This is a genomic window from Streptomyces sp. NPDC004610 (assembly GCF_040609715.1).
In the GTDB taxonomy this organism is placed as follows: Bacteria; Actinomycetota; Actinomycetes; order Streptomycetales; family Streptomycetaceae; genus Streptomyces.
This window is the reverse complement of record NZ_JBEXLA010000006.1, coordinates 107,298-122,858: the sequence shown is the minus strand read 5'-3', so window position 1 is coordinate 122,858 and position 15,561 is coordinate 107,298. Positions and strand designations below refer to the sequence as shown.

Genomic DNA, 15,561 nt, shown 5'->3' with positions numbered 1-15,561 from the left:
GACGGCGTTACTGCGTCTGGTTCTCGCCGCGGTAGTACTCGAAGACCCAGCCCCACAGACCGATCAGAATGACGGGGAGGGAGAAGTACAGCAGCCACCAGCCGACCGCGACACCGAGGAAGGCGAGCGCGCCACCGATGCCGAGGGTGAGCGGCTGCCAGCTGTGCGGGGAGAAGAAGCCCAGCTCACCGGCGTCGTCCGCGACATCGGCCTCCTCGTTGTCCTGGGCACCCGCGTCGACCCGCCGGGCGGTGAAGCCCAGGTAGAAGCCGATCATGATGCACATGCCGAAGGCCAGGAAGAGCGCCGTGGTACCGACCGGCTCCTTCGACCACACGCCATAGACGATCGCCATGGCGAGGACGAAGACGCTCAGCCACATGAACATCTTGCCCTGGATCTTCACTTGCCGGCCTCCTTGCCGCCGCCCGCGATGGCGCCGGTCTCGTGACCGCCATGGCCGAGCTGGTCGAGCGCGGCGATCTCCGGGTGGTGCAGGTCGAACGCCGGGGATTCACTGCGGATCCGCGGCAGGGTGAGGAAGTTGTGCCGCGGCGGCGGGCAGGAGGTCGCCCACTCCAGGGAGCGGCCGTAGCCCCAGGGGTCGTCGACCTCGACCTTCTTGCCGTACTTGGCGGTCTTCCAGACGTTGTAGAAGAACGGCAGCATCGACGCGCCGAGGATGAACGAGCTGATGGTCGAGACCATGTTCAGGGCGGTGAAGCCGTCGGCCGCCAGATAGTCGGCGTACCGGCGCGGCATGCCCTCGGCGCCCAGCCAGTGCTGGACCAGGAAGGTGCCGTGGAAGCCGACGAACAGGGTCCAGAAGGTGATCTTGCCGAGCCGTTCGTCCAGCATCTTGCCGGTCCACTTGGGCCACCAGAAGTGGAAGCCGGAGAACATGGCGAAGACGACCGTGCCGAAGACGACGTAGTGGAAGTGGGCCACCACGAAGTACGAGTCGGAGACATGGAAGTCCATCGGGGGCGAGGCCAGGATGACACCGGTCAGACCACCGAAGGTGAAGGTGATCAGGAAGCCGGTGGCCCAGAGCATCGGTGTCTCGAAGGACAAGGACCCCTTCCACATCGTGCCGATCCAGTTGAAGAACTTCACACCGGTCGGTACCGCGATGAGGAACGTCATGAAGGAGAAGAACGGCAGCAGCACTCCGCCGGTGACATACATGTGGTGGGCCCACACGGTCACGGACAGACCGGCGATCGCGATGGTCGCGGCGATCAGGCCCTGGTAGCCGAACATCGGCTTGCGGGCGAAGACCGGGATGACCTCACTGATGATGCCGAAGAAGGGGAGCGCGATGATATAGACCTCTGGATGGCCGAAGAACCAGAAGAGGTGTTGCCATAGCAAGGCTCCGCCATTTGCGGCGTCGAAGATATGGGCGCCGAATTTGCGGTCCGCCTCCAGGGCGAACAGCGCGGCGGCCAGCACCGGGAAGGCGAGCAGGACCAGCACACCGGTCAGCAGCACGTTCCAGGTGAAGATCGGCATCCGGAACATCGTCATGCCGGGGGCGCGCAGGCAGATGATGGTGGTGATGAAGTTGACCGAGCCGAGGATGGTGCCGAAGCCGGAGAAGGCCAGACCCATGATCCACAGGTCGGAGCCGAGACCGGGCGAGCGCACGGCGTCGGAGAGCGGGGAGTAGGCGAACCAGCCGAAGCTCGCGGCGCCGTTCGGGGTGAGGAAGCCGCCCACCGCGATCAGCGAACCGAAGAGGTAGAGCCAGTAGGCGAACATGTTCAGCCGGGGGAACGCCACATCCGGGGCACCGATCTGGAGCGGCATGATCCAGTTGGCGAACCCGGCGAACAGCGGCGTCGCGAACATCAGCAGCATGATCGTGCCATGCATCGTGAACGCCTGGTTGAACTGCTCGTTCGACATGATCTGAAGGCCCGGACGGGCCAGCTCGGCGCGCATGAAGAGCGCCATCACGCCGCCGATGCAGAAGAACGCGAACGATGTGATCAGGTACATCGTGCCGATGGTCTTGTGGTCGGTGGTCGTCAGCCACTTCACCACGACATTGCCCGGCTGCTTGCGGCGCACCGGCAATTCGTCCGCGTAGTGCGAGGCGGGCGCTGCCGCCGCCCCGCCCTGGGATTCGTCGATGATGCTCACAGCTGGTTCGTCTCCCGGTCCTTCTCGGCCTGCGTCTGCTCGATGCCGGCGGGCACGTAACCGGTCTGTCCCTGCTCGGCCAGCTCCTGGAGGTGCTGCTCGTAGCGCTCTTCGGAGACGACCTTCACGTTGAACAGCATCCGGGAGTGGTCGACGCCGCACAGCTCGGCGCACTTGCCCAGGAAGGTGCCCTCCTGGTTGGGGGTCACCTGGAAGGCGTTGGTGTGCCCGGGGATGACGTCCTGCTTCATCAGGAACGGCACCACCCAGAAGGAGTGGATGACGTCCCGGGAGGTCAGTACGAAGCGGACCGTCTTGCCCTCGGGCAGCCACAGCGTCGGGCCCGGGTTGTTGGTCTGCGGGTTGCGCTCACCCGGCGTGCCACAGGAGTAGACGCCCCCGGCGTTGTCGGGGAAGGCCTCCTTGTAGCGGGTGGGGATCGCGTCGAGTTCCTCCGCCGTCTTGGCGTCGCCGGTGGAACCCTCGACGTTCTCGATGTAGTTGAAGCACCAGCTCCACTGGAAGCCCACCACGTTGACCGTGACGTCGGGCTCCTTCTCCAGGCTCAGCAGCTTGGATTCGTCGCGAGCCGTGAAGTAGAAGAGGACCGACACGATGATGATCGGTACGACCGTGTAGAGGGCCTCGATCGGCACGTTGTACCGGGTCTGCGGAGGTACCTCGATCTTGGTGCGGCTGCGCCGGTGGAAGATCGCGCTCCAGATGATGAGGCCCCACACCAGCACGCCGACGGCGAGCGCGGCGGCCCACGAGCCCTGCCACAGGGAGAGGATCCTCGGAGCCTCTTCCGTGGTCGGGGTGGGCATACCGAGGCGGGGGAAGTCCTCCCATGTGCAACCGGTGGCGGTCGCCAGGACCAGGCCCGCGGTCAGTGCCTGGAGCAGCGCGCGCCGCACGGGGCGCCGCGGCTTGGGGGTACCGCCCACGCCCTTCAGGCCGTGGGGGAGGTCGGAGCCGTTGGGACTCACGTAGCGCCTTCCCGAGAGTCTCGCCCGCGCGGTTGGCTGCGGCCTGCTTTCTCGCTGGTCGGTCGCCGCCCTGCGTCGGGCAGGGGTTTGGATGTTTATGCGGACCAAACCCTAGCCGACCGTCTCCGACGGTTCGCGGGGAGGGGGGCCCTTGTCATCGGCGGTTCGCTGGTTTGGCCGGGTGCGGCGCCGTGGGGGCTGGTCGCGCCCCGCGGCGGAGCCGCGATCGATACGGCCCCGCGCCCCTGTCCGGCGTCGGTGTCACTCGGCGTTCTAGCGTTGTCCCATGACCTACTTCGATGCCGCCTCCGGGGCTCCTCTTCACGCTGTCGCCCGGCAGGCGCTGCTCGCGGCGCTGGATGACGGGTGGGCCGATGCTTCGCGGTTGTACAGGGAAGGACGGCGGGCGCGGATGCTGCTGGACGCCGCGCGGGAGGCGGTCGCGGAGGCGGTGGGGTGCCGGGCGGACGAGGTGGTGTTCACCTCGTCGGGGACGCGGGCGGTGCACACCGGGATCGCGGGTGCGCTGGCCGGGCGTGGGCGAGTTGGCCGTCACCTGATCGTGTCGGCGGTCGAGCATTCGTCCGTACTCCATTCGGCCGAGGCACATGAGGCGGCGGGCGGGACGGCCGTCCGGGTGGGGGTGGACCGTACGGGTGCGGTGGCGGCCGGGGAGTACGCCGGGGCGCTGGGCGCGGACACCGCGCTGGCCTGTCTCCAGTCGGCCAATCACGAGGTGGGGACCGTGCAGCCGGTGGCCGAGGTGGCGGCGGCGTGCCGGGCGGCGGGGGTGCCGCTGCTGGTGGACGCCGCGCAGTCCCTGGGGTGGGGCCGGGTGGAGGGGGACTGGTCGCTGCTGACGGCCAGTGCGCACAAGTGGGGCGGGCCGCCGGGGGTCGGGGTGCTGGTGGTGCGCAAGGGGGTGCGGTTCGCGCCGCAAGGGCCGTCCGACGAGCGGGAGTCGGGGCGGGCGCCGGGCTTCGAGAACCTTCCCGCGATCGTCGCGGCGGCGGCCTCGCTGCGGGCGGTCCGGGCGGAGGCGGCCGGGGAGGCGGTACGGCTGCGGGAGCTGACGGACCGGATCCGGGCGCGGGTGGCGCGGGAGGTGCCGGATGTGGAGGTGGTGGGCGATCCGGAGCGGCGGCTGCCGGGGATCGTCACCTTCTCCTGTCTCTATGCCGACGGGGAGGCTCTGCTGCACGAGCTGGACCGGGCGGGGTTCTCGGTGTCGTCCGGTTCGTCCTGCACCAGCAGCACGCTGACGCCCAGCCATGTGCTGAAGGCGATGGGGGTGCTGAGCGAGGGCAATGTCCGGGTGTCGCTGCCGCCGGGGGCGCAGGAGGGGGAGGTGGAGCGGTTCCTCGCGGTGCTGCCGGGGGCGGTGGCCGGGGTGCGGGCGCGGCTCGGGGCCCCGGAACCGACCGTTGCGGTGGCCGGGGACACGCTGGTGGTGGACGCGCTGGGCAAGCTGTGCCCGCTGCCGGTCATCGAGCTGGCCAAGGTGATCGACCGGGTCCCGGTGGGCGGCACGGTCCGGGTCCTGGCGGACGACGAGGCCGCCCGCCTGGACATCCCGGCGTGGTGCGCGATGCGGGGGCAGGAGTACGTGGGGGAGGAACCGGCGGAGAAGGGAACGGTGTACCTCGTCCGCCGGACCCGGTGAACCACTCGGTCGGACCCGGTGAAGCGAACTCGGTCCGACCCGCTGAAGCGAACTCAGCCCGATCCGCTGAACGGACTCGGTCCGACCCGCTGAACGGACTCAGTTCAGATGCGCCCGTACCTCTTCCGCCGCCTCATGGCCGTACGCCTTGGTGAACCGGTCCATGAAGTGCGCCCGGCGCAGCTGGTACTCCTGCGTCCCCACGGTCTCGATGACCAGCGTCGCGAGCATGCAGCCCACCTGCGCCGCCCGCTCCAGCGAGACCCCCCAGGCCAGCCCGGACAGGAACCCGGCGCGGAAGGCGTCGCCGACGCCCGTGGGGTCGGCCTTGCGCTCCTCCTCCGCGCAGCCGACCTCGATCGGGTCCTCGCCGGCCCGCTCGATCCGCACCCCGCGCGCGCCGAGCGTGGTGACCCGGTGGCCGACCCTGCCGAGGATCTCCTCGTCGCTCCAGCCGGTCTTGGTCTCGATGAGGCCCTTCTCGTACTCGTTGGAGAAGAGATACGCGGCGCCGTCCAGCAGTATCCGGATCTCCTCCCCCGGCATCCGGGCGATCTGCTGGGAGAAGTCGGCGGCGAAGGAGAGGGAGCGCGTCTTGCACTCCTCGGTGTGGCGGAGCATCGCCTCGGGGTCGTCGGCGCCGATCAGCACCAGGTCGAGGCCGCCGATGCGGTCGGCGACGGTCTTCAGCTCGATGAGCCGGGCCTCGCTCATCGCGCCGGTGTAGAAGGAGCCGATCTGGTTGTGGTCGGCGTCGGTGGTGCAGACGAACCGGGCGGTGTGCAGGGTCTCGGAGATCCGGACGGAGTCGGTGTCGACCCCGTGCCGGTCCAGCCAGGCCCGGTACTCGCCGAAGTCGGCGCCCGCCGCGCCGACCAGGACGGGCCGGGTGCCCAGCTGGCCCATGCCGAAGGCGATGTTGGCGCCGACCCCGCCCCGGCGGACGTCGAGCTTGTCGACCAGGAAGGAGAGCGAGACCGTGTGCAACTGGTCCGCGACGAGCTGGTCGGCGAAGCGGCCGGGGAAAGTCATGAGGTGGTCATTGGCGATGGAGCCGGTGACTGCGATGCGCACGGCGTGGACGCTCCTGAGTGGAGGGTAAGTGACAGTCAACGCTACCGGGTGGCCCGGCGCCGCTGAAGCAGGCAAAACTACCCGATAGTAGATCTTTCTCCGCAGGCTCCAGCGTGCTTACGGTGCCGCTATGACGAACCTCAAGGCCCACTCCCCCGCTCCGGCCGACCTCGAAGGCGACCTCGCGTCGCTGCGCGGGGACGGCGCCCGGATGGCTCCGCACTACCCCGTGCCGGTGCGCGGTGCGGCGAGCCCGGTGCCGCCGTCGCTGATCCATGGGGTGACCGTGCCGCCGGGGTCGGCGCGGCTGCTGGACGCGATGTCCGACTACGGCGACTGACGGCGTCCGCCGGGAACCGTGTGCTCCCCGGCCGCGTCCCATCGGCATCCCCTGTCCGGGGGAACTGGTATACGACCGTCCGGGTCGTCCGGGACAGCTGAGCGGCCGAAGGAGCGATGCGGTGAACACCGAGCGACCCGACCATCCTGAACCCGAGGGCGGGGAAGGTATGGGGGGTGTGGGGGCTGCGGGGGCTGCGGGGGCTGCCTCTGAGGCTTTGGGGGCGCGGGGGGCTTCCGGGGCGCGGGGGGCGCCTGAAGGGGAGGGGGGTCCGGCGACGCCGGGGGCTGCGGGCGGTCACGCGACTCCGGGCGGTCCGGAGGCTCCAGGGGGTCCGGAGGCTCCGGCATCCCCAGCCACCCCGGCGCCCTCCGGGCCTACAGCGCCCCCGGAACCCCCATCACCCCCGCAGGGCCGTACACCCCCGGAGGGCCACTCCCCCCCGGAGAACCGCACTCCCCGCCCCACCCGTCACCGATCCCTCGCGTTGATCACCTCCGTTGCCGCCGCTGTGCTGCTGGTGGGTGGTGGGGGGCTGTATGTCGCCACCTCCGCCGGGGGCGGGGCGGGGCGGGACGCCGATGCCGGGGTGCCGGCGGCCGGGGAAGGGGCGGGTACTCCTCCGCCGCTCGCCCTGGACGGGTACGGCGAGCGGAGCGGTATCGCGCCGGGTGAGCCGGATCCCGGTGGGGGTGCCTACCGGGCCGAGGGGACCTTGCCGAAGGGGCCGGGCTCCGCCGCCGTGTACCGGCCCTCGGGGGACATCGGCGCGGCGGAGGTGACCCGGCTCGCGGAGGCGCTCGGGATCGAGGGGACGCCGGTCGCCGAGGGGAACGCCTGGCGGATCGGCGGGCAGGACGGTCAGGGGCCGAGTCTGTCGGTGGGGCGCGAGGCGCCGGGGTCCTGGAGCTTCTCGCGGTACGCCGCCGGTCCGGACACCTGCGCGAGCCCCACCAAGTGCGCGGCTCCCCCCACCGGGGCGACCGTCGACCCCATCGGCGCGGCCGAGGCGCGGGAGCTGGCCGTGCCCGTGCTCAAGGCGGTCGGGCAGGACGACGCCAAGATCGACACCGGGCAGTCGGCGGGCCCTCAGAGGATCGTGAACGCCGTGCCCCGGGTCGGCGGGCTGCCGACGTACGGGTGGAACACCCAGCTCACCCTGAGCGCGCAGGGCGAGGTCGTGGCCGGGAGCGGACAGCTGGGGACGCCGGTCGAGGGGGACTCGTACCCGGTGCTGAGCGCGCAGGAGACGCTGCGGCTGCTGAACGCCACCTCCGGTAACGGCGAGGTCGGGATCGGCGGCTGTGCCGAGCCCGTACCGCTGGACGCGACCGTGCCGCCGGACGCGGCCTGCGCGCCCTCCACCGGCCTGCCCGGCAAGGGGGCACAGGAGGCGGTCACGGTGCAGGACGCGGTGTTCGGGCTGGCGCCGCACACCGTGGCGGGGCAGCCGGCGCTGGTGCCGTCGTGGCTGTTCGAGGTGCGGGCGGCCGGGGCGGCGGACGCCTTCACGGTGACGCATCCGGCGGTGGATCCGGCGTATCTGGCGGGTTCGGAGGGGCGGCCTGCGCAGCCTTCGGGCGGTGGGGCGCAGAGCCGGGACGTGGTGGTCGAGGGGTACACCGCCGCGGGGCGGGAGCTGACCGTCCGGTTCACCGGTGGGGTGTGCGCGGACTATGCCGTGTCGGCCGAGGAGAGCGGTGGCGAGGTGCGGGTGACGGTGACCGAGACGCCCTGGCCGGACAAGGTCTGCATTCTGATCGCCGAGATCAAGCACGAGACCGTACGGCTGGACGAGCCGCTGGGTGGTCGGGCGGTGCTCGGCTCGGACGGGGACGCGGTGCCGCTGGAGAAGGCGGGGGCTCGGCTGCCGGAGTGAGCGGAGAGCTGGAGCAGCCGTAGCAGTCGGAGCAGTGGGAGGACGGCGAAGGCGGCGGGTGCCCGGGGTTTACCGGGTGCCCGCCGCCTTCGGCGTCAAGCCGCGCGCGGCTTAGTTGAACGAGTCGCCGCAGGCGCAGGAGCCCGTGGCGTTCGGGTTGTCGATGGTGAAGCCCTGCTTCTCGATGGTGTCGACGAAGTCGATCGTGGCACCGCCGAGGTAGGGGGCGCTCATGCGGTCGGTGACGACCTTGACGCCGCCGAAGTCCTTCGTCACGTCCCCGTCGAGGGAGCGCTCGTCGAAGAAGAGCTGGTAGCGCAGGCCGGAGCAGCCGCCGGGCTGGACGGCGACGCGCAGCGCGAGGTCCTCACGGCCTTCCTGGTCGAGCAGGGCCTTGACCTTGCCCGCCGCGGCCTCGGTCAGCACGATGCCGTCGGTGACGGTGGTGGTCTCGTCCGATACGGACATCTACATCTCTCCCGGGTTGTACGGAGACTGCTCGGAGACTGCTTGCCGACGGTTCAACCGGCGGGGCCGGCGTTTCTATTCCGGGGCCGGGGCCCGTCTTTTCGAGTGCCCGCCCTTGCCGCCGTTTCCCCTTTCATGCTCGCACATACCGCGACGGGGATTCACGTCACATCGACGTTATGCGCATCGTCAAACTGACATGAAGCGGTTATGATAGATAACGTCAAATAGACGAGAAGTGTGCGCAGAACAGAAAGGGTGTGTGTCGTGACCACCGCCCCGACGCAGGACCTCGACGTACAGCCGACCCCGCTCGCCCTGCTGCTCCTCGGCCGGGAGGCCGACCCGCGCAGCGAGCGCGGAGTCGAGTGTCCCGGCGACCTGCCCTCGCCGTCCGACCCGGATCTGGTCGAGCGGGCCCGCGCGGCCAAGGAGAAGCTCGGCGACAAGGTGTTCGTGCTCGGGCACCACTACCAGCGGGACGAGGTCATCCAGTTCGCCGATGTCACCGGCGACTCCTTCAAGCTGGCCCGGGACGCCGCCGCCCGCCCCGAGGCGGAGTACATCGTCTTCTGCGGTGTGCACTTCATGGCCGAGTCGGCCGACATCCTGACCTCCGCCGACCAGAAGGTGGTGCTGCCCGATCTGGCCGCCGGGTGCTCGATGGCCGACATGGCGACGGCCGAGCAGGTCGCCGAGTGCTGGGACGTGCTGACCGAGGCCGGGATAGCCGAGCAGGTCGTGCCGGTGTCGTACATGAACTCGTCCGCCGACATCAAGGCGTTCACGGGCAAGCACGGCGGCACGATCTGCACCTCCTCCAACGCGAAGCGCGCCCTGGACTGGGCCTTCGAGCAGGGCGAGAAGGTGCTCTTCCTGCCCGACCAGCACCTCGGCCGCAACACCGCAGTGCGGGACATGGGGATGTCCCTGGACGACTGCGTGCTCTACAACCCGCACAAGCCGAACGGCGGGCTGACCGCCGATGAGCTGCGGGCGGCGAAGATGATCCTGTGGCGCGGGCACTGCTCGGTGCACGGGCGCTTCAGCCTGGAGTCGGTGGAGGATGTGCGCGCCCGGATCCCGGGGGTGAACGTCCTGGTGCACCCGGAGTGCCGGCACGAGGTGGTGGCCGCCGCGGACCAGGTCGGTTCGACGGAGTACATCATCAAGGCGCTGGAGGCGGCCCCGGCCGGTTCGAAGTGGGCGATCGGCACCGAGCTGAACCTGGTCCGGCGGCTGGCGAACCGGTTCGCACCGGAGGGCAAGGAGATCGTCTTCCTGGACCGTACGGTCTGCTTCTGCTCGACCATGAACCGGATCGATCTGCCGCATCTGGTGTGGGCGCTGGAGTCGCTGGCCGAGGGGAATCTCGTCAACCGGATCGAGGTGGACCCCGAGACGGAGGCGTTCGCCAAGCTGGCGCTGGAGCGGATGCTCGCGCTGCCGTAGCCGGTGCCGGCGGCTCAAGGGGTGCCCCATGGGGGGAGGGCACCCCTTGCCTCGTGCGGGGCCGCTCAGCAGTACAGGTTGGCGCCCGGGGTCACCCCGAGGATGCCGGTGAAGCGGTTGTAGGCGTCGACCCTGCTCTGCACCTGGGCCGGATTGCGGCCGTCGCACTCCAGCGAGCCGTTGATGGAGCGGATGGTCTGGCCGAAGCCGGCGCCGCCCACCATGGCGTTGTGGCCGGTCATCGTGCCGGGGCCGGTCTGGGTGTTCCAGTACCACAGGCCGGTGCGCCAGGCGACGGAGGCGTCGTTCTGCACCAGCCAGGGGTTGTTGAGCAGATCCAGGCCGAGGGCGAGTCCGGCGGCCCGGTAGTTGAAGTTCCAGCTCAGCTGGATCGGGCCGCGGCCGTAGTAGGCGGCCTGTCCGGCCGGGCAGCCGTAGGACTGGCTCCAGTCGCAGTAGTTGGGGTAGTTGGCGGTGTTCTGCTCCACGATGTGGACGAGGCCGCCGGTCTCATGGTTGACATTGGCGAGGAAGGCGGCGGCCTCCTGCTTCTTGACGGTGTCGCTGCCGGTGGTGGCGAAGGCCGGGTAGGCGGAGAGGGCGGCGACCAGCCCGCTGTAGGTGTAGAAGGAGTTGCGGCCCGGGAACATCTGGTTGAACTGGGCCTCGGTGACCACGAATCCGCTCGGGGTGCCCGGACCGCCGGCCGCCGGGGCGGTCCACTTCTGGGCGGTGGTGCCGTTGCAGGTCCAGAGTTGGAGCCGGGTGCCGTTGGCGCTGGCGGCGCCGGTGACGTCCAGGCACTTGTTGGCCTGCGGGTTGACGATGTCCCGGGCGGCGGTGACGGTCCAGCGCTGGGCGCCGGAGCCGTTGCAGTCCCAGAGCTGGATCCGGGTGCCGTCGGCGGTGGAGCCGCCCGAGACGTCCAGGCACTTGCCGAGCGCCCGGATCGTGCCGTCGGAGCCGACGTTCCACTGCTGGGCGGTGGATCCGTTGCAGTCGTAGAGCTGGACGGCGGTGCCGTTGGCGGTGCCGGCCGCGGCGACGTCCACGCATTTGCCGGCCAGTCCGCTGATCTGGCCGGTGGCCGCGGCGGCGGGCTGCGCCGGCAGCACGCTCAGAAGGGCGACGACCAGCGTGCCCGCCGCCGCCGACGCCGTACGTCTCCAGCGCAGTGCGATACCCATGCCTTACCTCGTCTGCTCAAGTGGGGGATGGAGGAGGAGGGTTGGGAGTCGCCGGAACGCCACAACTCTCATCGCTTCTTTTAAGGCTTGAGCGAACCAGCGGTCAAGACTTTGGACTAGACCAAGAGTCAAGAAATGCGAGAGGCCCCCGTCCCGTGCGCCGGAGCGCTCGGGACGGGGGCCGTGGTGACCGCGGGGCTGACCGCTGGCCTGACGGAGGGTCAGACTCCGGCGGGCTCCGGGGACTTGCCGGGACCGGAGGAACCGGAGGGGCCGGAAGAACCAGAAGGACCGGAGGAGCCGGAGGAGCCGGAGGAGCCGGAGGAGCCGGAGGGTCCGGAACCGGATACCGAGCCGTCGTCGCCCGGTCCCTCCCCGCCCGCCCGCTTCGCCGCCCGCTTCTTCGCCCGGCGCTCCTTGCGCAGCTCCAGCATCGCGTAGAGCGTCGGGACCAGCAGCAGGGTCAGCAGGGTCGAGGTGATCAGACCGCCGATCACCACCACCGCCAGCGGCTGGGCGATGAACCCGCCCTCACCGGTGATGCCCAGGGCCATCGGCAGCAGCGCGAAGATGGTGGCGAGGGCCGTCATCAGGATCGGGCGCAGCCGGTGCCGGCCGCCCTCGATCACGGCCTCGACCACTCCGTACCCCTGCTTGCGGTACTGGTTGATCAGGTCGATCAGCACGATCGCGTTGGTGACCACGATGCCGATCAGCATCAGCATGCCGATCATCGCCGGGACGCCCATCGGGGTGCCGGTGAGGATCAGCAGACCGATCGCGCCGGTCGCCGCGAACGGGATGGAGACCAGCAGGATCAGCGGCTGGACCAGCGAGCGGAAGGTCGCCACCAGCAGCATGAAGACGATCGCGATGGCCGCGAGCATCGCCAGCGCCAGATTGCCGAAGGCGTCGTCCTGGTCGGCGGTGACCCCGCCGATCTCGGCGGTGGCGCCCGCCGGGAGGTCCAGATCGTTGATCGCGGTGTTCAGATCGGCGCTGACCGCGCCGGTGTTGTCGGCGGTCGGCTTGGCGGTGATCGTCGCCGAGCGCTGGCCGTCGATCCGGGTCATGGAGACCGGGCCGTCGACCAGTTCCACGGTGGCGATGTCACCGAGCTTCACCGGGCCGAGCGGCAGTGCCCGCAGTTCGGCGAGGGTGGTGGCGGGCCGCTCCGCCTTGATGACGATGTCCCGCTCGGTGTCGTCCAGGGTGGCCTGGCCCGCGGTGGTGCCGCGGACCGCCTCGCCGACGATCGCGCCGAGGGTCTGGTCGGTGAACCCGGCCCCGGCCGCCCGCTCATTGGCCCGCACCGAGATCCGGGGCACGCTCTCGGCCAGATCGCTGCTGACATCGGTGACGTCGTCCAGCTCCGCCACGGCCTCGCGGACCTGCTCGGCGGCGGTGCGCAGGATGTCCGCGTCGGCGGCCTTGACGACCACGCTGAGGTCCTGGCTGCCGAAGCCGTCACCGGCCGCGATGGTGGTGGTGCCGATGCCGTCGAGCTTCGCCAGCTCGGTGTCGATGCGCTCCTCGACGTCCTCGTAGGTGGCGGACTCCTCCAGCATCACCGAGTAGTTGGCCTGGTTGGTGTCGGTGCCGCCGCCGAAGGCCGCCAGGAAGCCGGACGAGCCGACGGTGACCTGGTAGTCCTTGACGCCCTCGGTGCGGCCGAGGACCTCCTCGACCTTCTTGGCCTGGGCGTCGGTGGCCGCGAGGCTGGTGCCGGGCGCCAGCTCCTGCCGGATGCTGAGCACCTCCTGGTCGCCCGGGTCGAAGAAGTTGGTCTTCAGCAGCGGCGCCATCCCGAAGGTGGCGAGCAGGACGACGACCGCGATGGCGGCACTGGTCAGCCGACGCCGCGTGGCGAACTTCAGGACCGGCACGTACAGGCGCTGGAGGCGGCTCTTGGCTTCCTTCTCCTCGGCCAGCCTGCGCGCTTCCTCGGCGTCCTCGGGGGTGCCCTTGGGCGCCCGCAGGAACCAGTACGACAGCACCGGTACGACGGTCAGCGAGACCAGCAGCGAGGCCAGCAGGGCGGCGGTGACGGTGAGGCTGAACGAGCCGAACAGCTGGCCGACCATGCCGCCGACCAGGCCGATCGGCAGGAACACCGCGACCGTGGTGAGGGTGGAGGAGGTGACCGCCCCGGCGACCTCGCGGACCGCGGTGAGGATCGCCGACTCGCGCTCCTCGCCGTAGCCGAGATGGCGCTTGATGTTCTCCAGGACGACGATCGAGTCGTCGACGACCCGGCCGATGGCGATGGTGAGCGCGCCCAGGGTGAGCATGTTCAGCGAGAGATCGCGGGTCCACAGCACGATCAGGGCGAGGACCACGGACAGCGGGATGCTCACCGCGGTGACCAGCGTGGAGCGGATCGACGCGAGGAAGACCAGGATGACGAGGACCGCGAAGACCAGGCCGAGGGCGCCCTCGGTGGTCAGGCCCTGGATGGACTTCGACACCGCCGGGCCCTGGTCGGAGACGACCGTGACCTCGGCGCCGGAGCCGAGGTCCGCGCGCATCTGCGCCAGCTTGGCCTCGACCTCGTCGGAGATGGCGACCGCGCTGCCGTCCTGGTCCATGGTGACCGCGACGGCCAGGCTCGGCCTGCCGCCGGTGCGGGTCAGCGAGTCGGCGGTGGCCTGCCGCTGCTCGACCTCGGCGATGTCCCCGAGGCGGACCGGGTCGGTGCCGGGCTCGCCGGTGACCATCAGGTCCTCGATCTGCTCCAGCGAGGTGAAGCCGCCGCCGACCTGGACGGTGCGGTTGGCGCCGTCCTCGTCGAAGGAGCCGGCCGGGACGGTGGCGCCGCCGGCCTGGAGCGCCTGGGCGAGGGACTGGCTGGTCAGCCCGGCACGGGCCAGCTCCGCGGTGTCGGGGGTGACGGCGACCTGGAGGTCGCGCACCCCGTCCACGGTGACCTGGCCGACGCCGTCGATGCCCTCCAGGGTCGGGACGACGGTCCGCTCCAGCCGGTCGGCCAGCGCCTGCTGGTCCTCGTCCGAGGTGACGGCCAGGACGACGGTCGGGATGTCGTCCGTCGAACCGGCGACGACCTGCGGGTCGACCTCGTCCGGGAGCATCACCCGGGCGCGGTTCACGGCCTGCTGGACATCGGCGACCAGTTGCTGGGTGTCCCGGCCGTAGTCGAAGGACGCCATGATCACGGCGTTGCCCTCGCTGGCGGTGGAGGTGACACCGGTGATGGCGTCGACCGCTTCGAGGTTGTCCTCGATGGGTTCGACGACCTGCTTCTCGACCACGTCCGGGGACGCGCCCTGGTAGGGGGCGATCACCGACACCATGGGCAGTTCGATGGTGGGCAGCAGTTGCTGCTTCAGCTGCGGTATCGCTATCGCCCCGAAGGCGAGCGCGATGAGGGACATCAGCCCGATCAGGGCGCGTTGCGCGAGGCTGAATCTGGACAGCCAGGACATGGGTCGGTGTCTCTCTTCCATGGCGGGGGACGGAGCTGCGGGCGGAGCCGACCGTCCGCGGGACGGGGACGACCCGCCCGCGGACGGGAACACCCGCCCACTCCCCCACCCTGAGCCATCGGCGGGGCCCGATCCGTCGCTCCCAGGTCCAGATCCTTATCCCGCGCATACTGCGGGTGGAGTAGGGCGGGAGGGGCTCACTCCACCCTTGGACGGACCAGGCCCGACTCGTACGCGATGACCACCAGCTGGGCCCGGTCGCGGGCGCCGAGCTTGGCCATGGCCCGGTTGACATGGGTCTTCACGGTGAGCGGGCTGACCGAGAGCCGCTCGGCGATCTCGTCGTTGGAGTGTCCCCCGGCGACCTGCACCAGCACCTCGCGCTCCCGCCCGGTCAGCGCCTGGAGCCGCTCGGCGCGGGCCGGGTCGTGCTCGGCGGCGGAGCCGTCGCCCTGGGCGAGGAAGCGGGCGATCAGGCCCTTGGTGGCGGCCGGTGAGAGCAGGGCGTCCCCGTTGGCGGCGAGCCGGATGGCGCTCAGCAGCTCCTCGGGCTCGGAGCCCTTGCCGAGGAACCCGGAGGCCCCGGCGCGCAGCGACTGCACCACATAGTCGTCCACCTCGAAGGTGGTCAGGATGACGATCCGGACCTGGGCGAGGCTGGGGTCCGCGCTGATCATGCGGGTGGCGGCGAGCCCGTCGGTGCCGGGCATCCGGATGTCCATCAGCACCACGTCGGCCCGCTCCGACCGGGCCAGCAGCACCGCCTCGGCCCCGTCGGACGCCTCCCCGACCACCTCCATGTCCGGCTCCGAGTCGACCAGCACCCGGAACGCGCTGCGCAGCAGGGCCTGGTCGTCGGCGAGGAGCACCCGGATGGTCATACCGGGGCCGCCGGTATGAGGGGGCGGGCGGCGGCGC

The 15,561-nt window shown here is 70.5% G+C and carries 12 protein-coding genes; 4 read left to right on the top strand and 8 right to left on the bottom strand.

What is annotated here, in order from left to right:
- Positions 1–7: 7 nt before the first annotated feature.
- The 3 genes from ABZX40_RS08580 to coxB are packed head-to-tail and all read right to left on the bottom strand — an operon-like array spanning position 8 to position 3,137.
- Positions 8–406 (bottom strand): cytochrome c oxidase subunit 4, encoded by a 399-nt coding sequence (locus tag ABZX40_RS08580; RefSeq protein WP_355736425.1) that lies wholly within the window; start codon positions 404–406, stop codon positions 8–10.
- A complete protein-coding gene (ctaD, locus tag ABZX40_RS08575) occupies positions 403–2,148 on the bottom strand; it encodes a cytochrome c oxidase subunit I (RefSeq protein ID WP_355736423.1) in 1,746 nt (581 codons plus the stop codon). Before ctaD ends, ABZX40_RS08580 begins: the two co-directional genes overlap by 4 nt.
- Entirely contained in the window at positions 2,145–3,137 is a 993-nt protein-coding gene (gene coxB / locus ABZX40_RS08570; RefSeq protein ID WP_355736421.1) for a cytochrome c oxidase subunit II, read from the bottom strand. The genes ctaD and coxB overlap by 4 nt, the downstream gene beginning before the upstream one ends.
- Positions 3,138–3,423: 286 nt before the next feature.
- On the opposite strand from coxB, the gene ABZX40_RS08565 reads away from it, so the two are divergent.
- The gene (locus tag ABZX40_RS08565; RefSeq protein ID WP_355736418.1) at positions 3,424–4,800 is read left to right on the top strand and encodes an aminotransferase class V-fold PLP-dependent enzyme; all 1,377 of its coding nucleotides are present in this window, start codon (positions 3,424–3,426) and stop codon (positions 4,798–4,800) included.
- A gap of 99 nt (positions 4,801–4,899) precedes the next feature.
- Here the strand turns inward: ABZX40_RS08565 and ABZX40_RS08560 are convergent, their stop codons facing one another.
- Positions 4,900–5,874 (bottom strand): carbohydrate kinase family protein, encoded by a 975-nt coding sequence (locus tag ABZX40_RS08560; protein ID WP_355736416.1) that lies wholly within the window; start codon positions 5,872–5,874, stop codon positions 4,900–4,902.
- Positions 5,875–6,004: 130 nt separating this feature from the next.
- On the opposite strand from ABZX40_RS08560, the gene ABZX40_RS08555 reads away from it, so the two are divergent.
- Complete coding sequence (locus ABZX40_RS08555) at positions 6,005–6,214, top strand: hypothetical protein (RefSeq protein WP_355736414.1); 210 nt, start codon at positions 6,005–6,007, stop codon at positions 6,212–6,214.
- A 487-nt stretch (positions 6,215–6,701) separates the two neighbouring features.
- Positions 6,702–8,093: a hypothetical protein gene (locus ABZX40_RS08550; protein WP_355736411.1), complete on the top strand. Its 1,392-nt coding sequence runs from the start codon at positions 6,702–6,704 to the stop codon at positions 8,091–8,093.
- Positions 8,094–8,204: 111 nt separating this feature from the next.
- On the opposite strand, the gene ABZX40_RS08545 is transcribed toward ABZX40_RS08550, so the two are convergent.
- Positions 8,205–8,561, bottom strand: coding sequence for an iron-sulfur cluster assembly accessory protein (locus ABZX40_RS08545; RefSeq protein ID WP_355736408.1), 357 nt, complete (start codon positions 8,559–8,561; stop codon positions 8,205–8,207).
- 267 nt (positions 8,562–8,828) lie between these two features.
- On the opposite strand from ABZX40_RS08545, the gene nadA reads away from it, so the two are divergent.
- A complete protein-coding gene (gene nadA / locus ABZX40_RS08540; RefSeq protein WP_355736405.1) occupies positions 8,829–10,013 on the top strand; it encodes a quinolinate synthase NadA in 1,185 nt (394 codons plus the stop codon).
- A 65-nt stretch (positions 10,014–10,078) separates the two neighbouring features.
- Here the strand turns inward: nadA and ABZX40_RS08535 are convergent, their stop codons facing one another.
- The 3 genes from ABZX40_RS08535 to ABZX40_RS08525 form a co-directional block, all read right to left on the bottom strand.
- Positions 10,079–11,200: a glycoside hydrolase family 19 protein gene (locus ABZX40_RS08535; RefSeq protein WP_355736402.1), complete on the bottom strand. Its 1,122-nt coding sequence runs from the start codon at positions 11,198–11,200 to the stop codon at positions 10,079–10,081.
- 221 nt (positions 11,201–11,421) lie between these two features.
- A complete protein-coding gene (locus ABZX40_RS08530; protein WP_355736399.1) occupies positions 11,422–14,643 on the bottom strand; it encodes an efflux RND transporter permease subunit in 3,222 nt (1,073 codons plus the stop codon).
- A gap of 197 nt (positions 14,644–14,840) precedes the next feature.
- Positions 14,841–15,524 carry a response regulator transcription factor gene (locus ABZX40_RS08525; protein ID WP_355736396.1) on the bottom strand — a complete coding sequence of 228 codons (684 nt, stop codon included), beginning with the start codon at positions 15,522–15,524 and terminating at the stop codon, positions 14,841–14,843.
- Positions 15,525–15,561 lie beyond the last annotated feature (37 nt).